The following is a 20,739-nucleotide window of genomic DNA, read 5'->3' on the forward strand; positions in this document are numbered from 1 at the left end:
GTGTGTGGGGGCGTGACTTACTCCTTGTCGTCGTAGGTTGGTTGTTCGATTGTCTTCGATCAGTGGACGGTGGGAACGGTACGATCTCGAAAGCCCCCACGGCGCTGGACTCGGCCGGCCGGCTGCGCTCCTCGCTCGCTTGCGCTCGCTGCGGTGCTTGACCGGCCGGCCGTCGTCCAGCACCGTGGCCCCTTTCAGTCCCACCCACCGCACCGCTCCGCACCTCACCCTCCCCAGCCTCTTGCGCTCCTCGCGCTCCCCTGTGGCTCGCGCTCCGGTGCTCATCCCTCGCGCGAGTTGACCGCCCACGAGGGACGGCCGCCGCGCGCCATCCGGCTCCGTCCCAGCACGCACGGGAGAGTCCTCAGCGCTCCTCTGGCGCGTACGGGGTGGGTGCGTCCTCGAGTTCCTCGCGCAGCGCCTTCTTGTCGAACTTCCCGGTCGCCGTCTTCGGGATGGAGTCCCGGACGCGCACGTCGTCCGGGAGCCACCAGCGCGGGAACGACTCGGCGAGGTGTTGACGCAGGTCGTCCTCCGCGACCGGCCCGGAGGCGACGACCGCGGCGACGGGGCGCTCCTGCCAGCGCTCGTGTGGCACCGCGATGACGGCCGCCTGGACGACCTCCGGGTGTTCCATCAGCGCGTTCTCGAGGCGGATGCTGGAGATCCACTCGCCGCCGGACTTGATGACGTCCTTCGCGCGGTCGACGATCTCGAAGTAGCCCTCCTCGTCCACGGTCGCGATGTCGCCCGTCTTCAGCCAGCCGTCCTCGAAGCTCTCCTCGTTCGCCCCGGGTCGCCGGTAGTACTCGTCCACGACCGTCGGCCCGCGCACCCAGAGTTCGCCGAACGACTCGCCGTCCCACGGCACGTCCTCGCCGTCGTCGTCCACGACGCGCATCTCGAGGCCGGGCGAGAGCAGGCCCTGCTTCGCGCGGACGTCCAGCCCTTCGTCCCCCTCGAGGTCCATCCCCGCCTTCGGGCGCGAGACGGAGGCGATGGACATCGTCTCGGTCATCCCCCAGGCGTGGTCGATGGTCACGTCGTACTCCGTCGCGTACCGGCGCATGACGCCCTTGGGCGCCGCAGACCCGCCGACGACGATGCGCTCGAGCGAGGAGAAGTCGACGTCGTGGTCGTCGGCGTACTCCAGCAGGTCGATGAACACGGTCGGCACCCCGGCGGTGAGCGTCACGCCCTCCGACTCGACGAGGTCCGCGAGCGTCTCGGTGTCGGGCGAAGGCCCCGGGTAGACCTGTTTCGCACCCGCGACGGTCGCGGCGTACGGGAAGTTCCAGGAGTTGACGTGGTACATCGGCACGACGTGCATGACCACGTCCGACTGGTCGATGCCGATCGCGGAGGGGGTCTGGACCATCATCGCGTGGGCGTGCATCATCGCCTGCGTGTACTCGACGCCCTTCGGGGTCCCCGTCGTCCCCGACGTGTAGCACATCCCCGCCGGCGCGTCCGCGTCGACGTCGGGCCAGTCCTCGACGGGGTCGGCATCGGAGAGCAGGTCCTCGTAGGCGTGGACCGGAAGGTCGCTCTCGGGTGCCTCCTCCCCCATCACGACGACGTGATCGACCGAGTCGAAGCGGTCGAACAGGCGCTCGACCGTCTCGAACGGGTCGCCGGGGTCGACCAGCAGCACGTCGTCGGCCGCGTCCTCGACGATGAACTCGACGTCGTCGTCGGGGAGGACGACGTTGATGGTGTGCATCTGTGCGCCCAGCAGCGGCGGCGCGTAGTACGCCTCCATGTGACGGTGGGTGTTCCACCCGAACGTGCCGACACGGTCGCCCGCCTCCACGCCCAGTTCGCGGAGGGCGCCGGCGAGTCGCGCCACCCGGTCGCCGAACGCCGCGTAGTCGTGGTGCGTGCGGCCGGCGTGGGTCCGGGAGACGATCTCCTGGCCGGGAAACAGCGCCGTCGCGCGCCAGTAGAACGGGCGGAGCGTCTGTCCGCGTGTCATGGTCGAACCGTGTTCCGTGGTGGCAAATGCCTTTCCACGAACCAGTGGGGGAACGGAGTCGAAGGGGCGGCTCCGCCGGCGCTCGGCGGACACCCGCAAACCTACTTACCCCCACGCGAGAACCGTCCGACGAGATGGCGCCCACGGAGATCGACACGGACGCGGTGGTCCACGAACCGGACGAGGCGGTCGCCGAGGCCACGAACGTCCGCCAGTTCATGCGGGAGTACGGCATCGAGGACTACGAGACCCTCATCCAGCGGACCTGCACTGACGTCCCGGGCGAACCCGAGTCGGGCGTCGACTGGTTCTGGGACGAGCTCGTCGAGTACCTCGGCATCGAGTTCTACGAGCCGTACGACGAGGTGAGAGACGACGCGGACGGCCCGCAGTTCACCGACTGGTACCCCGGCGGCGAACTCAACCTCGCGCACAACGTCCTCGACCGCCACGCAGCGCCCGACTCCCCGAACAGGAACTCGGTCGCGTGCATCTGGGAGGGCGAACCCGGGGACGAGCGCCACGTCACCTACCACGACCTCCACCGGCAGGCGAACAGGGTGGCGAACTACCTCGAGTCGGTCGGCGTCGGGACCGGCGACACGGTGGGGCTCTACATGGCGATGGTGCCCGAGGTAATCTCCATCCTCTACGGCTGTTTCAAGGTCGGCGCGATCGCGGTCCCCATCTTCTCCGGGTTCGGCACCGAGGCGACGGCGACCCGCATCGACGACTCGGAATGCAGGGTGCTGTTCACCGGCGACGGCTTCTACCGCCGCGGGAGCGAGGTGGTCCTGAAGGACACGGCCGACGCGGCCATCGCGGAGGCGGGTCACGTCGAGCACACGGTCGTCTACGATCGGTTCGGCACCCGCGAGTCGGCCGACGGTAACGCGGCCGGCGGTAACGCGACCGACGGCGGTACGATCGACATCCCGTGGAACGACGAGCGGGACGAGTGGTGGGAGGACGCCGTCGAGTCACGGTCCCGCGAGTACGACACCAAGTCGCTCCCGTCGGACCAGGAGTCGATGCTGCTGTACTCCTCGGGGACGACGGGGACCCCGAAGGGAATCGTCCACACGCACGCCGGCGTCCAGACCCAGTGTGCCAAGGAGATCTACTTCGGCTTCGACCACCAGCCCGAGGACCGGTTCTTCTGGGTCTCGGACGTCGGCTGGATGATGGGCCCGTGGACGCTCATCGGCAACCACACGCTGGGCGGCACCGTCTTCATGTACGAGGGCGCGCCGGACCACCCCGGCCCGGACCGCTTCTGGGACATGATCGAACGCCACGGGCTGACGACGTTCGGCATCTCGCCGACGGCGATCCGCGCGCTCCGCAAGCACGGCGACGAACACGTCCACGAGCACGACCTGTCGAGCCTCCGCCTGCTCGGGTCGACCGGCGAGCCTTGGGACCCCGAGAGCTGGATGTGGTTCTACGAGAACGTGGGCGGCGGCGAGTGCCCGATCATCAACATCTCGGGCGGCACGGAGATCTGCGGCTGCTTCCTCATGCCGATGCCCGACCAGCCGCTGAAACCCTGCACGCTCGGCGGGCCGGGGCTGGGGATGGACGTCGACATCGTCGACGTCGAGGGCGACTCAATCGCCGACTCCCACGAGCGGGGGTACCTCGTCGCGCGCGACTCCTGTCCGTCGATGACCAAGAGCCTCTGGTCGGGCGACGAGCGCTACCTCGAGGAGTACTGGTCCACGTTCCGCGACCCGCCGCTGTGGAACCACGGCGACTGGGCCCAGAAGGACGAGGACGGCTTCTGGTTCCTCCACGGCCGCGCCGACGACGCGCTCAACGTCGCGGGGCGGAAGATCGGGCCGGCCGAGATCGAGGGGGTGCTCATCGACCACGACGCCGTGAACCAGGCCGCCGCTGTCGGCGTCCCCGACGAGACGACCGGAACCGCCGTCGTCGCCTACGTCGTGCTGGAGGACGGCGTCGACCCGAGCGACGACCTCCGCGCGGAACTCACGACGCTCGTCGGCGAGGAGCACGGCAAGCCGTTCCGGCCGCGCGAACTGCTGTTCGTCGAGGAGTTCCCCAAGACGCAGTCGGGCAAGATCATCCGCCGCGCCATCTCGGCGGTCCACGAGAACGAGGACCCCGGCGACCTCTCCTCGATGGAGAACCCCGAGTCGCTCGAGAAGCTCCGGTCGGCGAGGTGATCGCGGAGACGGGCCGGGCCGACGGCGGCGCCCCGGCTACTCCTCCTCGCCGGTTCCCGCGACGTACTCGGTCACGTTGCCGAGGTTCATCGCCACGGCCAGCACGACCGCGATGACGGCGACGATGAACGTCGAGACGGCGTTCATCTTCGGCGCGGTGCCGTACTTGATCATCGAGAACATCGACGTAGTGAGCACGTCGGCGGTCCCCCGGACGAAGAACGCCCGGATGAAGTCCTCGAACGAGCGGATCCACGCGAACAGGAACCCGGCGCCGACCGCAGGCCCCACGATGGGCAGCGTGACGTCGCGGAACGTCGCCAGCGGGTCGGCTCCCAGGTCCCGGGCAGCCTCCTCCAGCGACTCGTCGTACGTGTAGAGTCGCGCCGTGACGATCAGCAGGACGAACGGGAAGCCGTAGACGCTGTGGGTGAGCACGAGCGTCAGGAACCCCGGCGTCAGCCCCAGCAGCGTCCGGAAGTAGATGAGCAGCGCCATCCCGAGCACGATGCCGGGGATGACCATCGGGAGGATCCCGAACGTCCGGTACAGCTCCTTGTACGGGAAGTCGTACCGGGCGAGCGCGAAGCTCGCCAGCACGCCCAGCACCGTCGCGATCGACGCGGACAGGGTGGCGATGACGACGCTGTTGAGAAGCGACCGCATCAGCCCCGAGTCGCTGAACGTGGCGGCGTAGTGTGCCAGCGTCAGCCCCTCGAACGGGAAGATCGTGCTCGCGTTCACGGTGAACGACAGGACGAACATCACCAGCAGCGGGATCCACAGGAACACCAGCAGGCAGCCCGCGACGGCGTACAGCGCCCACTTCAGGAGCTGATTCCGTCGCTGCCGGCCGAGCAGGAAGCCGCCGTCGTGGCTGCTCGCCCGCTCGCTCGTGGCTCCGACCGGCCCTTCGGTCGCCTGTCCGGTCCGGGCGCTCGACGTCCCGCCGTCGCTCGCGTCACTCCCCATCTCAGACACCCCCGAGCTCTTCGATGCTCACGTAGCGGAAGGCGAGCGCGAACGCCACGACGATGGAGACGACGATGAACATCGACGCCGCGCTGCCGTAGCCGATGGCGTACAGCGACTTGATCCGCGCCTCGATGAGCTGTCCGATCATCTGTACCTTCCCCTGCCCGAGGAACCGGGGGGTGATGAACGCCCCCAGCGACGGGACGAACACGAAGAGGCTGCCGGAGATGATTCCCGGCAGCGTCAGCGGGACGATGACGTCGGTCAGCGCCTCCCGTCGGCTCGCCCCGAGGTCGCGCGCGGCCTCGATGAGCGAGAAGTCGAGCCCGTCCATGCTGGCGTACAGCGACAGCAGCATGTACGGGAAGTACGCGTGCGTGAGCCCCACGATTATCGCCGGGATCCCGAAGTTGAACGCCCCGACCGGTTCGGAGACCACGCCGAGACGCAGCAACGTGGCGTTGATGACCCCGCTCGGACCGAACATCAGCACCCAGGAGTACGCCCGGACCAGGTACATCGTGAAGAAGGGCAGCAGGACGAAGAAGATGACCACCTTGAACGTCCGGCCGCCGCTGCGCGCAAGCAGGTACGCCAGCGGGAACGCCAGCGTGAGACAGGCCACCGTCGTCACGAACGCGATGCCGTACGACAGCAGGAGCGACTGCGCGAACGCGCCGCTCAGGAACGGCCCCTCGCCCGCGAACAGCGACCCGTAGTTCGACAGCGTCGGCTGCCAGACGATGTCGTATGCGTCGTTGACGGTCAGGAAGCTCACCGTCACCATGAACGTCAGCGGTGCCAGCAACAGCAGCGCGAGCCAGACGATGCTGGGGCCGGCCGTGATGCCGAGGCGCGCCCCGTGCGACTGGAACCGCGCCAGCAGCCGCTTTCGTGTGGTTTCCTCCGGGTCCGTTGTCGTCGCCATCGATCAGGCCGACTTGATCTCTTCCCAGGCGGTGATCCAGGACTCCTCGTTCTCGACGGCCTTGAACGGGATCATCTGTTCGAGGCGGGCCGGATCGATCGAGCCGAACATCTCGTTCTCCTGCTCGGTGAGGTTGTCCTGCGTGTTCGGGTTGACGCTCGGCGAGTACCCCGCCTTCGCGAGGGTCGCGCCGTTCCGTGCGGAGATGTACTCGTTGATGACCTCCCAGGCGGCCTCCTCGTTGCTGGACGCGCTGGAGACGACGGCCGACTCGAACCACGCGAGCGACCCCTCCGTCGGGGCCGCCATCGTCGGCCAGTCGTTGTCGTTCGACCACATCTCGACGATCTCGTTGCGGCCGGACTGGCCGACGAGGAAGTTGCCCTGGTTGAAGTTCTTGATGTACGTCGGGTCCGCCGCGATGTACCCCTGGAGCCGCGGCTTCTGGTCGATCATCAGCTGTTTCACCTCGTCGATCTGATCCCCCGAGAGGGTCACCCTCGAACCCTCGAAGGCGTCGCGGTAGCCGAGGTACAGGGCCGCCGCGCTCATCGCCTTGAAGTGGTTGTCGTACATGATGAGGCTGCCGCCCAGGTCGGCGTCGACGTAGTCCTCCTCGAAGAGGACCTTGTAGCTGTCCTCGTGGTCGGAGACGCTCCGCGAGTCGTACGAGTAGCCGTACCACCCGAAGCGGATGGGGACGCCGTACATGTCCCCGCCGCTGGTGAACTGCGAGTCCGCGAAGTCCTTGAACACGTCGTAGACGGCGTCGTAGTTGCTGACGACGTCCTCCTGGACCGGCGAGACCAGGTCGGCGTTCATCATCTTCGGGACGTAGTTGTTGTTCGGGATGGCGATGTCGTACTGCTCGTTCTGTCCCGAGTTCCACGTCGAGAACATCTCCGAGGACGACGTGGACTTCGTGATCGACAGGTTCACCCCGGCGTTCTCCTCAATCCGGGACTGGATGTCGTCGTTGGCGTACTCCTCCCAGGTCAGGATGTTGATGGTCGGCGTTCCGCCGCCACCGCCGCCCAGACAGCCGGCGGCACCGACGGTCGCGGCCGTGCCCGTGGCAGCGAGGAACCGTCGACGGCCGACGGCCGGTCGGCCGTCGGAGCGGGAACCGTTCGTGGTGGAAGACTCGTCCGTCGCGCGGGAGCCGTGAGTGTCTTCAACTGGCATACCGACGAACCATCCCGATTCTAGTCAGTTAAATCCTTCCCGACGTCCTCCGATTTATCCCGAACGTCTCGGCCGGGGAGCGTGAGTTTTACTCCATTCGAGCGTGAGGGGGGTCTACGAGGGATACTCACATGGGAGACGTACTCGTCGATCTCGAGGACGTTCGAAAGGAGTTCGGCGACGTGACGGCCGTCGACGGCATCGATTTCGACATCAAGGAGGGCGAGTTCTTCTCGCTGGTCGGGCCCTCCGGCTGCGGGAAGACGACGACGCTCCGGATGATAAGCGGCTTCGAGACGCCCAGTGACGGGACCGTCACCATCGGCGGCGAGCCGATGACGGGCGTCCCGCCCGAGGCCCGGGGGACGAACCTCGTCTTCCAGCACCTCTCGCTGTTCCCCCACATGACCGTCGGCGACAACGTCGCCTACGGCCTGAAAAAGGGCGGGTTGCCCGACGCGGACGGCGGAACCGACGGCGCCGGCGGCGAGGGGTCGACCGGGACCCGGCGCGACCGCCTCGTGTCCGAATACCTCGACCTCGTCGACCTCGGCGGGTTCGAGGAGCGCAACCCGACCGAACTCTCGGGCGGCCAGCAACAGCGCGTCGCGCTGGCGCGGGCGCTGGTCAACCAGCCGTCGGTCCTCCTGCTCGACGAACCGCTGTCGAGTCTCGACCGGAAGCTCCGCAAGCGGATGCAGGTCGAACTCCGGAAGATCCACGAGAAGACGGAGGGCGCATTCTTCTACGTCACCCACGATCAGGAGGTCGCGATGACGCTCTCGGATCGGATCGCCGTGATGAACGACGGCTCGCTGGAACAGGTCGGGAGCCCCGAGGAGATCTATCGAAACCCGGCGACGCCGTTCGTCGCCGACTTCATCGGCGACACCAACCTGCTTCAGGGCGTCGCGGACGCCGACGGGGAGGCCACGGTGGTCGATCTCGATGGCGGTCGCATCGAGGTCGCCGGCGAGGCCAGCGGCCCGGTCGAGCTCTCGATCCGCCCCGAGGACTTCCGGTTCGTCGCCGACGGCTCCCTGTCGGGGACGGTCGTCGAACGGTACTTCCAGGGCGATCAGACGAACTACGTGCTCGACGTCACCGCGGGCGTCCCGGAGCTCACGGTCGTCGTGCAGGGTCGGGACAGCCCGGTCGCCCCCGGCGACGACGTCGAACTGGCCGTCGACCCCGACGCGCCGGCCGTCTTCGCCTGACCGCCGGGGAACCGGCGTTCCCGGGGCCGATTCGTTTTCTCGCCCGTCCGGCCGTTCCGACGCTCCCGGAGCCACGCGAGGAGTAGGGGGCGCGCGAAACGCCCCGAAAATCACCTACCCGCCGTCGCGTTCCGTCGCCGGATCGACGCTGCGCCCGGCGAGGTTGGCGGCCCTCCCGTCGAGCAACGCGGCGAGGAGGGCGACGACGGCCCCGGGGTCCGAGAGGGGGTCCCGGATCGGCCGGTCCCGTCCGGCCACGCGGTCGGCTCGGAGACCGTTCGCTCCCCGCAGCAAGCGGGCGTGACTGTAACCGCCGTCGCCGACGGCGAGCACCGGATCGTCGGGGTCGTGATCGGTCGGCGGGAACGCGGGGTTCTCGCTCCACACCTCCCCTTCCCAGTGGGTCGTCGTCGGCCGGTCGGGTTCGCCGCCGAACGCGAGCAATCGTGCCCCGGGCGGGAGGTCGAACTCGTCCTCCCGTTCGGCGTGGACGACGACCGCGCGTGCGTCGGTCACGTCGTCGGCACCCGGATCCGCGCGGAACGCCGTGACTGCGCCCAGCAGCGTCGCCCCGAGGAACGTCAGGACCGGTTCGGGGGCGGGGCGCGGTTCGACGTCGACCACGTCGCCCGCGCGGACGCCGTGGTGGCTGAGGACGTTCCCGGCCTTGTACGCGGTCGTGCAGAGGTCCCGGTAGCTGAGCGTCCGGTCGCTCGCCGCGACGTGAAGCGCGGTCGTCCGGTCCCGCCGGTCGCGCGCGAGGAGGTCGCCGACGAGCGTCGCATCCGGCAGGGGGTCGGGCATGGGCGTCGGTTCGGGGCCGGGGACAAAGAGTGGCGCGGGAGCGGTCCGGGTCGCTCCGAGCGGTAGCGGTCAGAACGAGTTCTTGATCTTCTCGAAGAACCCCTCGCTGACGTCGATCTCCTCGCCGCCGGCCTCCGCGAACTCGCGCAGCGCCTCGCGCTGGTCGTCGCTGAGGTCCTCGGGGGTCACGACCTGCACCTGCACGTAGAGGTCGCCCTCGCCCCGCCCGCGGAGGCGGGGCATCCCCTTGCCGCGCAGGCGGAACGTCTCCCCCGACTGGGTGCCGGCCGGCACGTCGAACTCGACCGCGCCGTCGAGCGTCTCCAGTTCGATGGTGTCGCCGAACGTCGCCTGCGGGAACGAGATGGGCCGGGTGAGCCGCAGGTCCGCGCCGTCGCGCTCGAAGCGCTCGTCGTCCGCGACGTGGATCTCGATCAGCAGGTCGCCGTCCCGCGCGCCGGGTTCGCCGGGCGCGCCCTCGCCGTCCATCCGGAGGCTCTGGCCGTCCCGAATCCCGGCGGGCACGTCGACGGTGAGCGTCGACTCCTCGCGCACCACGCCGCCGCCGTCACAGCGCGCGCAGTCCTCGGAGTACAGTTCGCCCTCGCCCTCACAGCGCCGGCAGGTCGTCGCCTGCTGGACCCGCCCGAGCGGCGTCTGCTGGACCTGGGTCACCTGCCCCTGGCCGTTGCACTCGGGACAGGTCCGCACGTCGGCGTCGGGCGGATGCCCCTCGCCGTCGCAGTCGGGACAGCGCTGCGGCCGTGCGGCGGTGAACTGCTTCGTGACTCCCTCGTAGGCCTCCTCAAGCGTGACCTCGAGGCTCGTCCGGAGGTCCTTGCCCGGACGCGGGCCGCCGCGGCCGCGTCCACCGCCGCCGCCGAAGAACTCCTCGAAGATGTCGCCGAGACCGCCCATGCCGCCGCCGCCCATTCCACCGCCGCCCATGCCGCCGAACGGGTTGCCCTGGCCGCCCATCCCGCCGGCGCCGCCGCCGTCGAAGCCGCCGCGCTTCTCGGCCTGCTCGAAGCGGTCGTGGCCCATCTGGTCGTACGCCTGACGCTTCTCCTCGTCGGTGAGCACCTCCTGAGCCTTCTTGACCTTCTTGAACTTCTCCTCGGCGTTCGGGTCGTCGCTCACGTCCGGGTGGTACTCGGTCGCCTTCTGGCGGTACGCCTGCTTGATCTCGTCCTCGGAGGCGTCGCGCGAGACCCCCAGCACCTCGTAGAAGTCCTCGCTCATGGTCGTGTTATCAGTGTCATGGCCGTCGTGCTATTTGAAACGCGTGACTCCGTGTTCTCGTTTTCGGGTGGCGTGGCTGAGATTCCGGCGGGGTTCGACTGATTTCGGCGTCCGTCGATTGCGGGTGGTTCGGCCGGGCGGACCACTCCCCCTAGCTCACCTGAAACCGCACCGCACCGGACCACGTCCTCCCCAGCCGATTGCGCTCCTCGCTCGCTTCGCTCGCCTGCGGTGCTCATCCCTCACGCGCGAGAGCGAGCCCCACGAGGGCGCTCGCGGACACGCGCGCCACCGCGCCGGCTGGTCGTCCGAGCGAGGCGGGGAGGAAATCGGGTTTTCCGCGCGTTAGTCCTCGTCGGAGTCGTCCTCGTCGTCCACGTCCTCGAAGTCGGCGTCGACGTACTCCTCGTCGTCGCCGCCGGCACCCGCGGCGCCGCCGGGGCCGGCCCCGCCGCCCATGCCGCCGGGACCGGCGCCCGCCGCGCCCTCCGGACCGCCGGCACCGCCCGGCCCGGCCTGCGCGCCCTGCGCCTGCTGGTACATCTGCTTGCCAATCTCCTGCAGTTCGGTCGAGAGCTCCTCGGTCGCGTCCCGCAGTTCCTCGGTCTCGGCGTCCTCGTCCTCGAGGACTTCTTCGACGTCGGCGATGGCGTCCTCGATGTCGCTCGCGAGCTCATCGTCGACCTCTTCCTCGTTCTCCTCGAGGAGCGTGTTCGCGCGCTGGACCGCGCTCTCGGCCTCGTTGCGGGCCTCGATGTGCTCGCGCCGGGCCTCGTCCTCCTCGGCGTGCTCCTCGGCCTCCTCCTGCATCCGGTCGATCTCCTCGTCCGAGAGGCCCGCGCCGCCCTCGATGGTGATCGATTCGGCGTTGCCCGAGCCCTGGTCCTCGGCCTCGACGTTGACGATGCCGTTCTCGTCGATGTTGAACGACACCTCGATCTGGGGGGTGCCGGCGGGGGCGGGCGGGATGCCCGAGAGCTGGAACTCGCCGAGCAGTTCGTTCTCCTCGGCGATCTCGCGCTCGCCCTGGAACACGCGGACCTGGACGGACGTCTGGTTCGCGGCCGCCGTGGTGAACACCTTCGACTCCTCGGTCGGGATGGTCGTGTTCTTGTCGATCAGCCGCTCGAAGAGCCCGCCCTTCACCTCGATGCCCAGCGAGAGCGGGGTGACGTCGAGCAGCACGAGGTCGTCGACGTCGCCCGAGAGCACGCCGCCCTGGATCGCCGCGCCGAGCGCGACCGCCTCGTCGGGGTTGACGTTCTTCTTCGGCTCCTGGCCGACGAGTTCCTCGACCTGTGCTTGCACCTGGGGCATCCGGGTCGACCCGCCGACGAGGATCACCTCGTCGATGTCGTCGGCGTCATAGCCCGCGTCCGAGAGCGCCTGCTCGGTCGGCCCGACGGTCCGCTCCACGAGATTCGAGGTGAGCGACTCGAACGTCGCGCGCGTCAGTTCGGTCTCGAGGTGGACCGGCCCCGAGTCGGTCGCGGTGATGAACGGGAGGTTGATGTTCGTCTGCTTGCGCGAACTGAGTTCGATCTTCGCCTCCTCGGCAGCGTCCTTCAGCCGCTGGAGCGCCTGCCGGTCCTCGCGCAGGTCGATGCCGTGGTCGTTCTCGAACTCCTCGGCGAGGTGGTCGATGACCGCCTCGTCCCAGTCGTCGCCGCCCAGGTCGTTGTCCCCGTTGGTGGCGACGACCTCGTACACGCCGCCGCCCAGATCGAGGACGGAAACGTCGAACGTCCCGCCGCCGAGGTCGTACACGAGCACCGTCTGGTCCGAGTCGTCGTCCAGCCCGTACGCCATCGACGCCGCGGTCGGCTCGTTGACGATGCGGTCGACCTCGAAGCCCGCGATCTCGCCGGCGTCCTTCGTCGCCTGGCGCTGCTTGTCGTTGAAGTACGCGGGGACGGTGATCACCGCCCTTTCGACGTCGTCGCCGAGGTACTCCTCCGCGTCGCGCTTGATCTTCTGGAGGATCATCGCCGAGAGCTGCTCGGGCGTGTACTCCTCGCCGTCGATCTCGACCGAGTAGCCCTCCTCGCCCATGTGCCGCTTGATGGACTGGATGGTCCGGTCGGGGTTCTGGACCGCCTGGTTCTTCGCGGGCTTGCCCACGAGTCGCTCGCCGTCGTCGGAGAACGCGACGACGGAGGGGGTCGTCCGGTCGCCCTCGCCGTTCACGATGATCTCCGGGTCGCCGCCTTCCATCACTGCGAACGCGGAGTTCGTCGTTCCGAGGTCGATCCCCAGAATCTTGTCACTCGCCATATTACCTGCATCTACGCGGCCCGATTCCGTTAAAGGTTACTAGATAGGGAGCCACACGCCCGAACATCGGGTCGTCGCTTGATGGCGATTCTCTCGCCGACCGTGCGCCCGTAGTGACAACGCTTATCACGAACCGCGATTCGAGGCGCGTCCCGTCGACGCGCCGGGGCCGCCCGCGCCCGCCGACGGGCGGAGGCTCGACGTCTCCCCGTCTCCGCTGAGCTACTCCTCGTCCTCGCTGACGGTGACCTGTGCGGCCTCGATGACCTTCCCGGCCATCTCGTAGCCGGGCTTGTACACGTCGGCGACCGTCCCGGCGGGGTGGTCGCTGGCGACGCGCATCATGACCTCGTGGCGCTCGGGGTCGACCTCCTCGCCCGGTTCCGGGTCGAGGACCTCGACGTTCTCGTCGGCCAGCACCCGATCGAACGTCTCCAGCGTCGACTCGACGCCGGGGCGGATGTCGGCGTCCCCGTCCTGTTCGAGCGCGCGGACGAGGTTATCCCGAACCTCGGTGAGTCGGCCGACGAGGTCCTCGGTCGCGCGCTCCTTCTCCCGTTCCTGTCGCTTCTTCGCCCGCTTCTTGTAGTTCTGGAAGTCCGCCTTCGTCCGCGCGAGGCTCGACTCCAGTTCCTCCGCGCGCGACTCGGCCTCGCTCGCACGCTCCTCGGCCTCCTCCACGCGCGACTCCAGCTCGGCGACGGCCGCCGCGAGTTCGTCGTCGTGGGCCGCGACCTCGGTCGCGAGCGCCGCCTCGGCCTCCGCGTCCCGCGTCTCCCCGTCGGCGACGGCGTCCGACTCTTCCGTCTCGACGTTCCCGTCGGCGACCTCCGGTTCCTCCGGCTCGGTTCCGGCGTCCTCGCTCATACGTCGATGGAATCGGTCGGCGGGGATAAGGGTTGTAGAATCCGCGCGGTCCTCCCGGCTACCTGCCCGGTCGATTCGGATGACGCGGCTGCTGATCGGCGGACGTGACCGGCCGGCCGGCCCCCGTCGGGTTAGAAGAGCGTGACCGCGTACGCCAGCGACGAGAACACCATCAGTCCGACCAGCACGAGGGCGAGCACCTGTTGTCGGTCCATGTCGCTACGAGAGGCGGTCCCGTGTTAATTCCTCGGGGTCGCCGGGTCGACTCACTGGTACATCCGGAGCCGCTGGGCCTGTGAGGAGTTCTCGTCCTCCTCGCTCATCCGCCGCGCGAGCTGCTCTTTCGCCTCCTGGATCTGGTCAGCGTGTGCCTCGAGGTCCCTCGTCGGCACGTCGATGCCGGCGACGGGGGCGATCCCGTCCTCGATGACCCGCTTTGCGGCGAGCGGGTCGGGGAACCGCGGGTCACACTCCGCGATGAGGCCGACTGCGGTGAGGTCGGTTTCGAGCGCGTGGTTCAACAGCGCGCCCGTCGGCCCGGAGGCGATGCCCGCCTCGTCGGGGGCGGGAACCCCCGCGCGATCGAGGAGCACCGCGCCGTCGCCGGCGGCGACGCCGAACATCGCCGCGTCACCCTCCGGCTCCGACCCCTCCCGTCGCTGGCGTTTGAGCCCCGCGACGTACGCCGGCGTCACGGACGCCTCGCGGAACCAGTCGGTGAGACAGTCCGCGAACTCCGTCGCCGCCTCCGGCGAGACGGGCACGTCCGACTGGAGGACGAGCAGGTCGCGCTCGCCGTCGGCGTACAGCCGAACGGGGGTTCGGACGGCCCGATCGCCCGCGCCGAAGGCGGCCGATTTCGGGAGCGACTCGCAGTGGACGTCCCCGTAGTGAACCATGTCGAACGCCGCGACGAGGTGGTCGGCGGCGATCTTCCCGACGAGGCCGACGCCCGGGAACCCCTCCACGAGCACCGGGTCGGAGAGCGACACGTCCGTCCGCACGTCGATTCGCGCCATGTCCGATCCTCCTCGGCGGGGGACCGTAAAGGTGCGCCGCGCGGGGAACCGGACTCGGTGACCGTCCGTGGAGTCCCGAGCCGTCGCCGCCCGCCGTGTCGAAACCGACAAACGCGACCCCGCCGAACCCGGGTGCATGAACCCCCTCGACCGCTACGGGCCCCTCGTCGACGACGAGGCCGCGTTCCGGGCCGCCTGCGAGCGCCCGCTTCCCTCGGTCGTCCGGACGAACCCCATCAGGGCCGGGCCGGACAGGGTCGCCGAGGCGTTCGACGAGGAGGGAACCGGCTACGAGCGCGTCGACTGGCACGAGGGCCTCTTCCGGCTCGACGAGCGGACGCCGGGGACGACGTGGCCCTACGCCCACGGCTGGGTCCACGGACAGGAGGAGGTGTCGGCGCTGCCGGCGCTCGCACTCGACCCCCGGCCCGGCGAGCGCGTCTGGGACGCCTGCGCCGCGCCGGGGAGCAAGACGAGCCAGCTCGCCGGGCTGATGGAGGACCGCGGCGCGCTCATCGGCAACGACTCGAACCTCGGTCGCATCTCCGCGCTCCGGCACAACGCCGAGCGCCTCGGGGTCACGAACCTCGTCGTCGACCAGCAGGACGCGCGCAACTACTCGCTGAACGGGTTCGGCTTCGACGAGTTCGACCGGGCGCTCGTCGACGCGCCGTGCTCCTGTGAGGGGACGATCCGCAAGAACCCCGACACGCTCGAGAAGTGGACGCTCCAGCACGTCCACGAGGTCGCCGGCATCCAGAAGGGCATCCTCAAGCGCGCCGTGCAGGCGACGAAACCCGGCGGCGTCGTCGTCTACTCCACCTGCACGTTCGCGCCCGAGGAGAACGAGGCCGTCCTCGACCACGTGCTGGCAGAGGAGGACTGCGAGGTCCTCGACTGGGACTGCCCCCTCGACTCCCGCCCCGGCGTCACCGGGTGGGAGGACGAGACGTACGACGAGCAGGTGAGGCGGGCGACCCGCGTCTACCCGCACTTCAACGACACCGGCGGGTTCTTCCTCGCGAAACTTCGCGTGGGTGGCGACCCGGAGGGGGGCAAAGAGGGTGCTTCGACCGGCGAAGGAGCCACGGGGGTGGGTGCCTGATGGCCGAGCACGACAACGACGGCCAGCAGTTCGACCGCCTCCCCGCGACGGCGGCCGATCGCGAGATCGTGGGGCGCGCCACGCGCGCCGAGGTGCTGGACTGGTGGGAGGAGCGCTTCGCCGTCCCGGCCGAGACGTTCGACGGCTACACGTTCTGGGAGAAGGGCGCGGGGAAGATCTGGGCGTTCGCGGCCGACGTCCCGACGCCACAGGTCCGGGAGGGCGTCGGCATCACCTTCCTCCGCACCCGCCAAGAGCACTGGAAACCGACGACGACGGCGGCGATGCGCTGGGGTCGGCTGGCGACGCGAAACGTGATCGACCTCTCGCCTGGCCAGGCCCGCGCGTTCGCGGCCGGCCACGATCAGGACCTGCCCGGCTGGGAGGGCGACTGGGGCTACCTGATCGCGACCCACGAGATCGCCGGCGGGCGCGAACCGATCGGCGTCGGGCTCTACCTCTACGACGAGCTTCGCTCGGTCGTACCGAAGGGGTATCAGGAGGAACTCCCGGAGCGACCGCGCTAGGCGGCAGTCGATCGTTCGCCTCGAGCGACGCACTGGCGGCCGTTCGAGCAGGCGGAGCCGGACTTCCGAATCGCGACGTCAGCCGGAGACCGTAGCCGAATCCTACTCGTCCCGACGACCCGTGACGGGCGACGTTACCCCTCCGTCTCCGAGAGCAGGTCGGTGAGGCGGTCGAGCCCGAGCGTGGCCACGAAGAAGGCGGTTCCGATGTACAGCAGCGACTGCGGTCCGGCGACGAGGCGAGTTACGAACGCGTTTCCGTAGCCGATCAGCGTCCCGAGAAAGCCGAGGATGGACATCGTCCATCCGAGGCCGGTGACTCCCGCGAGCTGGTTGAGGACGTTCTTCGACCACGGTCTCTCTTTTCGGGGCATGGGTGGGTAGTACACGCTTACCGGCGAGTAAGCCATGAAGATTTTTCCGGGATGGGAGCGGGGTGGTTACCAGTTACGCGCCCGTCTCTGAGGGAAACTGCCCCGATGCAGACGCGGCGGCCAGCGCGTTCCGAGCCGGGTCGGGGATCGAGTCGGTTCCCCGAACGTCACTCCTTCGCCCGGAGCGTCCCGCCGCCCAGCCCCTCCCACTCGACGCGATAGCCGAGACGCGAGAGCGCCGCGCTCGCGTCGGCCAGCCCGTATGAATCGAGCGCGTCTTCCGCGTCGGCGTAGGCCATCCCGGGCTCAAGCGCATCCGCGACCGCCTCCAGCACCGCGGGCCGCACGAGGCTGCCGCCGACACGCTCGTGCTCCGGGAACGAAACCCCGTCGAGCGCGTCCCGGGGGACGCCGTGTTCGGCGGCGACCTCGTCGAGAGCGACCGCGTCGTCGTCCGGTGCGAGCACGCCCGGGAGGTCTGCAGTCACGGCGGCTTCGAGCTCGGATTCGTACTCCCGTAGCGCGTCCACCACGTCCTTGACCCGGACGGTCCCCGAGTAGGGGATCGCTCGATGGTCGCGAGCCTCGATGGCCTCGCCGACCCCGAGCGACTCGTCGACCGCGACGACGAGTTCGACGTCCTCGACGCCCGCGAGCTGATCGAGCTTCTTCTCGACGTACTCGGGCGTCCAGAACCCCATCACCTCGAAGAAGACGCGGAAGTCGGCGTGCCGGTACTCGAAGGAGAAGTCGGGGATCATCACTCGCGCCCCCACCTCGGCGAAGTCACCGGGGCCGCCTCGGGCACCGACCTCCAGCGGTTCCGGCTCGCGGACGAGCGTCCAGTCCAGGTCAAGCGCGCGGAACCGCGCGGCGAAGTCGGCCTCGACGCCGGAGTCGAACGCCGGCTCCGCGAGCGGCTCGGTGCCCGGATCGGACACGTCGGCGTCGCTCAACCGGAGCTCCCGTTCCGTGCCCCGGTCGTCGATGGTCGCGGTCAGCTCCCAGTCGGCCGTGCTCGCGGCGACCGTCCCGAGGAGGCTGGCGAACGCGGTTCCGTAGCGCCGCCCGCGACGGAACAGCGCGTCCGGTCCGGTGAGGACGAATTCCCGACCCCCGTCGGTCCTCACGACCTCGTACAGGAGCCCGAGCCGTTTCGCGGCGGACACGAGCGTCTTCGGATCAGCCGAGCGGAGCCGAACCTCGACGGCGTCGAACAGCGCGGTCTGTGCGAGCGAGAGGTCGTACTGCTCGCACAGCGTCTCCGGGTCCCACCGCGGTTCGAACGCGACGAGGACCCGTTCGGGCTCGCGGTCGGCCGACAGCGACGACTCGACCGCCTCGGCGTCCGTGCCGAGCCGATCCCCGGCAGCGGAGAGCGCTTGCTCTCGTTCGGTCTCGCTCGCGACGCCGACCCGTTCGGCGGCGGCGAACGCGGCCCGCCTGGCCCGTTCGGGTGGGAGCGGCGACCTGGTCTCGAAGGTGGCCTCCCGCTCCAGCAGCGCGGCGAACCCCCGGACGAGCTTGAAGTCGGGGGCGTCCCGTTCGAGGTCGGTGAGCGCGGCCTCCAGCGCCCGCCGGGGCTCGCCCACGTGACCCTGGTAAGTGCCGACGACCCTGGCGGCGAGGTCGACTGCCGCCCCGTCGTCGGCGACGAACTCGGGTCGGTAGCCGCCGCCGCGACGGGAGACGCGCAGGAGATCCTTGCGCAGCACGCCCGACCCTTCCGGGTCCGCGGGTAAAATCGCGCCGGTGGGGGCGGGACGGGTCCGCAGGTCGCTCCGGATGGACAAGGCTCATACGGGATGGGCATGAGGCCCGGACATGGAGCGTCGGGGAGTCCTCGTCGGCATCGCGGGCCTGGTCGCTGGGACGGGCTGTACGGAGTCGACCCAGCCGTCGGGTCCCCGAACCCCGCCGCGGTCGCCCGTCCCGACCGAGCCGCCGGCGACGGGGCTCGTCATCGCCGGGATCGCCGACGAGGCGGCCGAGGACGGGACGCTGCTGCTCCGGGTCACCGTCGAGAACCGGTCCGGGGAGTCCCAGTCCGGGACCGTCGTCGCCGACGTGCAGGCCGGGGACGAGGAGAGCACCGTTTCGCAGTCGGTGACCGTCGAGCCCGACGGCCAACTGGAGGTCGAACTCGAGACGGGTCTCGAGTACGAGGCGTTCTCCGGAAACGGCTCGCTGAGCGTCGACGTGCAGTGAGGACTGTCGGCGTCGTCCCGTCGAGCCGTCCCGGTCGTCGGTCCTGGCGGTTACCGCCGGCGGTCCGCCACCCGCTCCTCGGCGGTTTCGCTCGTCACGAGTTCGTACAGGACCGCCCGTTTTTCGCCGTCGCTTCCGGGCCGCAACAGCCTGCCGAGCCGCTGTGTGAACTGCCGTTCCGAGCCGGTGCCCGAGATGACGACGCCGACGCTGGCGTCCGGCACGTCGACGCCCTCGTCGAGCACGTTCGCGGAGACGACCCTCGTGTACTCGCCGTCACGGAACTTACCGAGGATTTCGCGGCGCTCGGCGGCGCCGGTCTCGCCCGTGATCGCCGGAAGCAGGAACCGTTCGGAGAGCCGATACACGAGGTCGGTGTGGGCCGTGAACACGATGACCCGCTCGTCGCGGTGACGTTCCAGGATGCGTTCGAGTTCCGTCACCTTCGCGTCGGCGTTCATCATCACCTCGCGTGCGCGCTGTTTCGCGAGCAGCGCCTCGCGCGCCCGGGGGTCGTTGCCCGAGCGGTACACCAGCTCCTGATAGTCGCTCCCCGAGGAGAACGTGATCCCCGCATCGCGGACGTACTCCACGAACGTTCCCTGCTCTCGCTCGTACTCCTCGCGCTCCGATTCGGAGAGCCGTACCTCGATTCTCCGCACGTCGTACTCCGCGAGGTGCTCCCCGGAGAGGGCGTCGACGTCGCGCTCGAACACCACCGGACCGACGAGGTCGGCGACCGTCTCGTGTGCGCCGTCGGGCCGCTCGAACGTCGCGGTCAGCCCGAGCCGTGCCGGCGCGGCGAACAGGCGGGCGACGTCGCGATACCCCTCGCCGCCGAGGTGGTGGACCTCGTCGAACACGATCAGGCCGAAGTCGCCGCCGACGTCCTCGGCGCGGAGGTACGCCGAATCGTACGTCGCCACCGTCAGCGCCGCCGCGCGCTGCTCGCCGCCACCGAACTGGCCGACCGGCACGCCGAACTCCGATTCGAGTTCGCGTCGCCACTGTTCGAGCAGGTCGACCGTGGGAACGACGACCAGCGTCGGGACGCCGAGTTCCGCCATGGCCGCGAGCGCGAGCACCGTCTTCCCGCTCCCGGTCGGCAGTTCGACCACGCCCCGTTCGTCGTTCCCTCGCCAGGCCGCTAGAGCGGCTTCCTGGTACTCGCGGAGGTCATAGCGGAGCGAGAGTTCGAGCCGAGCGTCGGGGGCGACGCGGTCGTCCACGTCGGCCCCGCGGTCCCGGAGCGCGTCGCGGACCGCACGGTAGCGGCGTGCCGGAGCGCGGTGGCTCCCGGTGCGTGCGTCGCGTTCGACGCCGGGGAGCGAGGTCGGGTTGAGGTCGTCGCCGTCGCTGCTCACGACGACGGCGCCGTCCTCGAACCGCAGCGTGACCGTCACGGGGTTACGTAGTCGACGTCGGCGCTTATTCCCTCCGGGTGATTCGTACTCCTCTCGACTCCCGTGCTCGACCACGTTCCGTCAGCCACCGCCGTTGATGCCAGCGAGAGCCGCGGCCCCTTTCAGTCCCACCCGGTGTGTGGACGGGTAGCGTCAGCGGGTGGAAGGCCGGACTGCGTTCGCCTGCGGCGATTCGGCCTCGCCGCTCGCGGTCACAACACCCACGTACCGCCGGCCCGATGTCGGCCCATGAGCAACGACGAAGCGGTCGAGGCGTTTCTGGAGGAGGCCGACGACGTGCTCGGCGAGTACGAGCAGGGATACATGGACGCTGACGCGGCGCTGTCGCGGCTGACCGGGAGCATCGAGGACCTGCGCGACGAGTACGACGAGCCGTGATTCGAGCGGGGTCGACGGTCCGAACGACGCGCCGGGGTCGTGTGACAA

General features: G+C 69.4%; 18 protein-coding genes. 6 read left to right on the forward strand and 12 right to left on the reverse strand.

What is annotated here, in order from left to right; genetic code table 11:
• Window positions 1-364: 364 nt before the first annotated feature.
• The gene (locus RJT50_RS06625; protein WP_313695225.1) at window positions 365-1,975 is read right to left on the reverse strand and encodes a long-chain fatty acid--CoA ligase; all 1,611 of its coding nucleotides are present in this window, start codon (window positions 1,973-1,975) and stop codon (window positions 365-367) included.
• Between the two features lie 134 nt (window positions 1,976-2,109).
• On the opposite strand from RJT50_RS06625, the gene RJT50_RS06630 reads away from it, so the two are divergent.
• On the forward strand, window positions 2,110-4,164 hold the full coding sequence (locus tag RJT50_RS06630) for an AMP-binding protein (RefSeq protein ID WP_313695226.1): 2,055 nt from the start codon (window positions 2,110-2,112) through the stop codon (window positions 4,162-4,164).
• Between the two features lie 36 nt (window positions 4,165-4,200).
• Here RJT50_RS06630 and RJT50_RS06635 read toward each other — a convergent pair whose 3' ends face one another.
• The 3 genes from RJT50_RS06635 to RJT50_RS06645 are packed head-to-tail and all read right to left on the reverse strand — an operon-like array spanning window position 4,201 to window position 7,252.
• Complete coding sequence (locus RJT50_RS06635; RefSeq protein WP_313695227.1) at window positions 4,201-5,136, reverse strand: ABC transporter permease; 936 nt, start codon at window positions 5,134-5,136, stop codon at window positions 4,201-4,203.
• Window position 5,137: 1 nt separating this feature from the next.
• Window positions 5,138-6,067, reverse strand: coding sequence for an ABC transporter permease (locus RJT50_RS06640; protein WP_313695228.1), 930 nt, complete (start codon window positions 6,065-6,067; stop codon window positions 5,138-5,140).
• Window positions 6,068-6,070: 3 nt separating this feature from the next.
• The gene (locus tag RJT50_RS06645; RefSeq protein ID WP_313695229.1) at window positions 6,071-7,252 is read right to left on the reverse strand and encodes an ABC transporter substrate-binding protein; all 1,182 of its coding nucleotides are present in this window, start codon (window positions 7,250-7,252) and stop codon (window positions 6,071-6,073) included.
• 131 nt (window positions 7,253-7,383) lie between these two features.
• On the opposite strand from RJT50_RS06645, the gene RJT50_RS06650 reads away from it, so the two are divergent.
• The gene (locus RJT50_RS06650) at window positions 7,384-8,469 is read left to right on the forward strand and encodes an ABC transporter ATP-binding protein (protein WP_313695230.1); all 1,086 of its coding nucleotides are present in this window, start codon (window positions 7,384-7,386) and stop codon (window positions 8,467-8,469) included.
• A gap of 114 nt (window positions 8,470-8,583) precedes the next feature.
• Here the strand turns inward: RJT50_RS06650 and RJT50_RS06655 are convergent, their stop codons facing one another.
• The 5 genes from RJT50_RS06655 to RJT50_RS06675 all read right to left on the reverse strand — a co-directional run bounded on the left by RJT50_RS06655 (window position 8,584) and on the right by RJT50_RS06675 (window position 14,675).
• Entirely contained in the window at window positions 8,584-9,273 is a 690-nt protein-coding gene (locus RJT50_RS06655; protein ID WP_313695231.1) for an acetyl-CoA synthetase, read from the reverse strand.
• Between the two features lie 69 nt (window positions 9,274-9,342).
• On the reverse strand, window positions 9,343-10,515 hold the full coding sequence (gene dnaJ, locus RJT50_RS06660; protein ID WP_313695232.1) for a molecular chaperone DnaJ: 1,173 nt from the start codon (window positions 10,513-10,515) through the stop codon (window positions 9,343-9,345).
• Between the two features lie 345 nt (window positions 10,516-10,860).
• A complete protein-coding gene (gene dnaK, locus RJT50_RS06665) occupies window positions 10,861-12,789 on the reverse strand; it encodes a molecular chaperone DnaK (protein WP_313695233.1) in 1,929 nt (642 codons plus the stop codon).
• Window positions 12,790-13,011: 222 nt separating this feature from the next.
• On the reverse strand, window positions 13,012-13,656 hold the full coding sequence (locus tag RJT50_RS06670; protein ID WP_313695234.1) for a nucleotide exchange factor GrpE: 645 nt from the start codon (window positions 13,654-13,656) through the stop codon (window positions 13,012-13,014).
• Between the two features lie 266 nt (window positions 13,657-13,922).
• Window positions 13,923-14,675, reverse strand: coding sequence for a proteasome assembly chaperone family protein (locus RJT50_RS06675; RefSeq protein WP_313695235.1), 753 nt, complete (start codon window positions 14,673-14,675; stop codon window positions 13,923-13,925).
• A gap of 136 nt (window positions 14,676-14,811) precedes the next feature.
• On the opposite strand from RJT50_RS06675, the gene RJT50_RS06680 reads away from it, so the two are divergent.
• Together RJT50_RS06680 and RJT50_RS06685 are read left to right on the forward strand one after the other, a co-directional pair.
• Window positions 14,812-15,780, forward strand: a complete 969-nt coding sequence (locus tag RJT50_RS06680; protein ID WP_313695236.1) for an RsmB/NOP family class I SAM-dependent RNA methyltransferase — start codon at window positions 14,812-14,814, stop codon at window positions 15,778-15,780.
• A complete protein-coding gene (locus RJT50_RS06685) occupies window positions 15,780-16,307 on the forward strand; it encodes a DUF7122 family protein (RefSeq protein WP_313695237.1) in 528 nt (175 codons plus the stop codon). Before RJT50_RS06680 ends, RJT50_RS06685 begins: the two co-directional genes overlap by 1 nt.
• A gap of 134 nt (window positions 16,308-16,441) precedes the next feature.
• Here the strand turns inward: RJT50_RS06685 and RJT50_RS06690 are convergent, their stop codons facing one another.
• The gene (locus RJT50_RS06690; protein ID WP_313695238.1) at window positions 16,442-16,681 is read right to left on the reverse strand and encodes a hypothetical protein; all 240 of its coding nucleotides are present in this window, start codon (window positions 16,679-16,681) and stop codon (window positions 16,442-16,444) included.
• A 167-nt stretch (window positions 16,682-16,848) separates the two neighbouring features.
• A complete protein-coding gene (locus RJT50_RS06695) occupies window positions 16,849-18,396 on the reverse strand; it encodes a DUF790 family protein (protein ID WP_313695239.1) in 1,548 nt (515 codons plus the stop codon).
• Window positions 18,397-18,505: 109 nt separating this feature from the next.
• Between RJT50_RS06695 and RJT50_RS06700 the strand changes: the two genes are divergently transcribed.
• Window positions 18,506-18,889 (forward strand): hypothetical protein, encoded by a 384-nt coding sequence (locus tag RJT50_RS06700; protein WP_313695241.1) that lies wholly within the window; start codon window positions 18,506-18,508, stop codon window positions 18,887-18,889.
• Between the two features lie 50 nt (window positions 18,890-18,939).
• Here the strand turns inward: RJT50_RS06700 and RJT50_RS06705 are convergent, their stop codons facing one another.
• A complete protein-coding gene (locus RJT50_RS06705; protein WP_313695243.1) occupies window positions 18,940-20,292 on the reverse strand; it encodes a DEAD/DEAH box helicase in 1,353 nt (450 codons plus the stop codon).
• Between the two features lie 249 nt (window positions 20,293-20,541).
• On the opposite strand from RJT50_RS06705, the gene RJT50_RS06710 reads away from it, so the two are divergent.
• Window positions 20,542-20,691: a hypothetical protein gene (locus RJT50_RS06710; RefSeq protein WP_313695245.1), complete on the forward strand. Its 150-nt coding sequence runs from the start codon at window positions 20,542-20,544 to the stop codon at window positions 20,689-20,691.
• The last annotated feature ends 48 nt before the right edge of the window (window positions 20,692-20,739 follow it).

It is taken from the genome of Halobaculum sp. XH14 (assembly GCF_032116555.1).
Classification (GTDB): Archaea; Halobacteriota; Halobacteria; order Halobacteriales; family Haloferacaceae; genus Halorarum; species Halorarum halobium.

Coding starts and splice junctions, on each gene's coding strand:
- RJT50_RS06640 (WP_313695228.1), bottom strand. CDS start 6,067: ATGGCGACGACAACGGACCCGGAGGAAACCACACGAAAGCGGCTGCTG.
- RJT50_RS06630 (WP_313695226.1), top strand. CDS start 2,110: ATGGCGCCCACGGAGATCGACACGGACGCGGTGGTCCACGAACCGGAC.
- RJT50_RS06650 (WP_313695230.1), top strand. CDS start 7,384: ATGGGAGACGTACTCGTCGATCTCGAGGACGTTCGAAAGGAGTTCGGC.
- RJT50_RS06710 (WP_313695245.1), top strand. CDS start 20,542: ATGAGCAACGACGAAGCGGTCGAGGCGTTTCTGGAGGAGGCCGACGAC.
- dnaJ (WP_313695232.1), bottom strand. CDS start 10,515: ATGAGCGAGGACTTCTACGAGGTGCTGGGGGTCTCGCGCGACGCCTCC.
- RJT50_RS06685 (WP_313695237.1), top strand. CDS start 15,780: ATGGCCGAGCACGACAACGACGGCCAGCAGTTCGACCGCCTCCCCGCG.
- RJT50_RS06670 (WP_313695234.1), bottom strand. CDS start 13,656: ATGAGCGAGGACGCCGGAACCGAGCCGGAGGAACCGGAGGTCGCCGAC.
- RJT50_RS06635 (WP_313695227.1), bottom strand. CDS start 5,136: ATGGGGAGTGACGCGAGCGACGGCGGGACGTCGAGCGCCCGGACCGGA.
- RJT50_RS06700 (WP_313695241.1), top strand. CDS start 18,506: ATGGAGCGTCGGGGAGTCCTCGTCGGCATCGCGGGCCTGGTCGCTGGG.
- RJT50_RS06655 (WP_313695231.1), bottom strand. CDS start 9,273: ATGCCCGACCCCCTGCCGGATGCGACGCTCGTCGGCGACCTCCTCGCG.
- RJT50_RS06645 (WP_313695229.1), bottom strand. CDS start 7,252: ATGCCAGTTGAAGACACTCACGGCTCCCGCGCGACGGACGAGTCTTCC.
- RJT50_RS06690 (WP_313695238.1), bottom strand. CDS start 16,681: ATGCCCCGAAAAGAGAGACCGTGGTCGAAGAACGTCCTCAACCAGCTC.
- dnaK (WP_313695233.1), bottom strand. CDS start 12,789: ATGGCGAGTGACAAGATTCTGGGGATCGACCTCGGAACGACGAACTCC.
- RJT50_RS06675 (WP_313695235.1), bottom strand. CDS start 14,675: ATGGCGCGAATCGACGTGCGGACGGACGTGTCGCTCTCCGACCCGGTG.
- RJT50_RS06625 (WP_313695225.1), bottom strand. CDS start 1,975: ATGACACGCGGACAGACGCTCCGCCCGTTCTACTGGCGCGCGACGGCG.
- RJT50_RS06680 (WP_313695236.1), top strand. CDS start 14,812: ATGAACCCCCTCGACCGCTACGGGCCCCTCGTCGACGACGAGGCCGCG.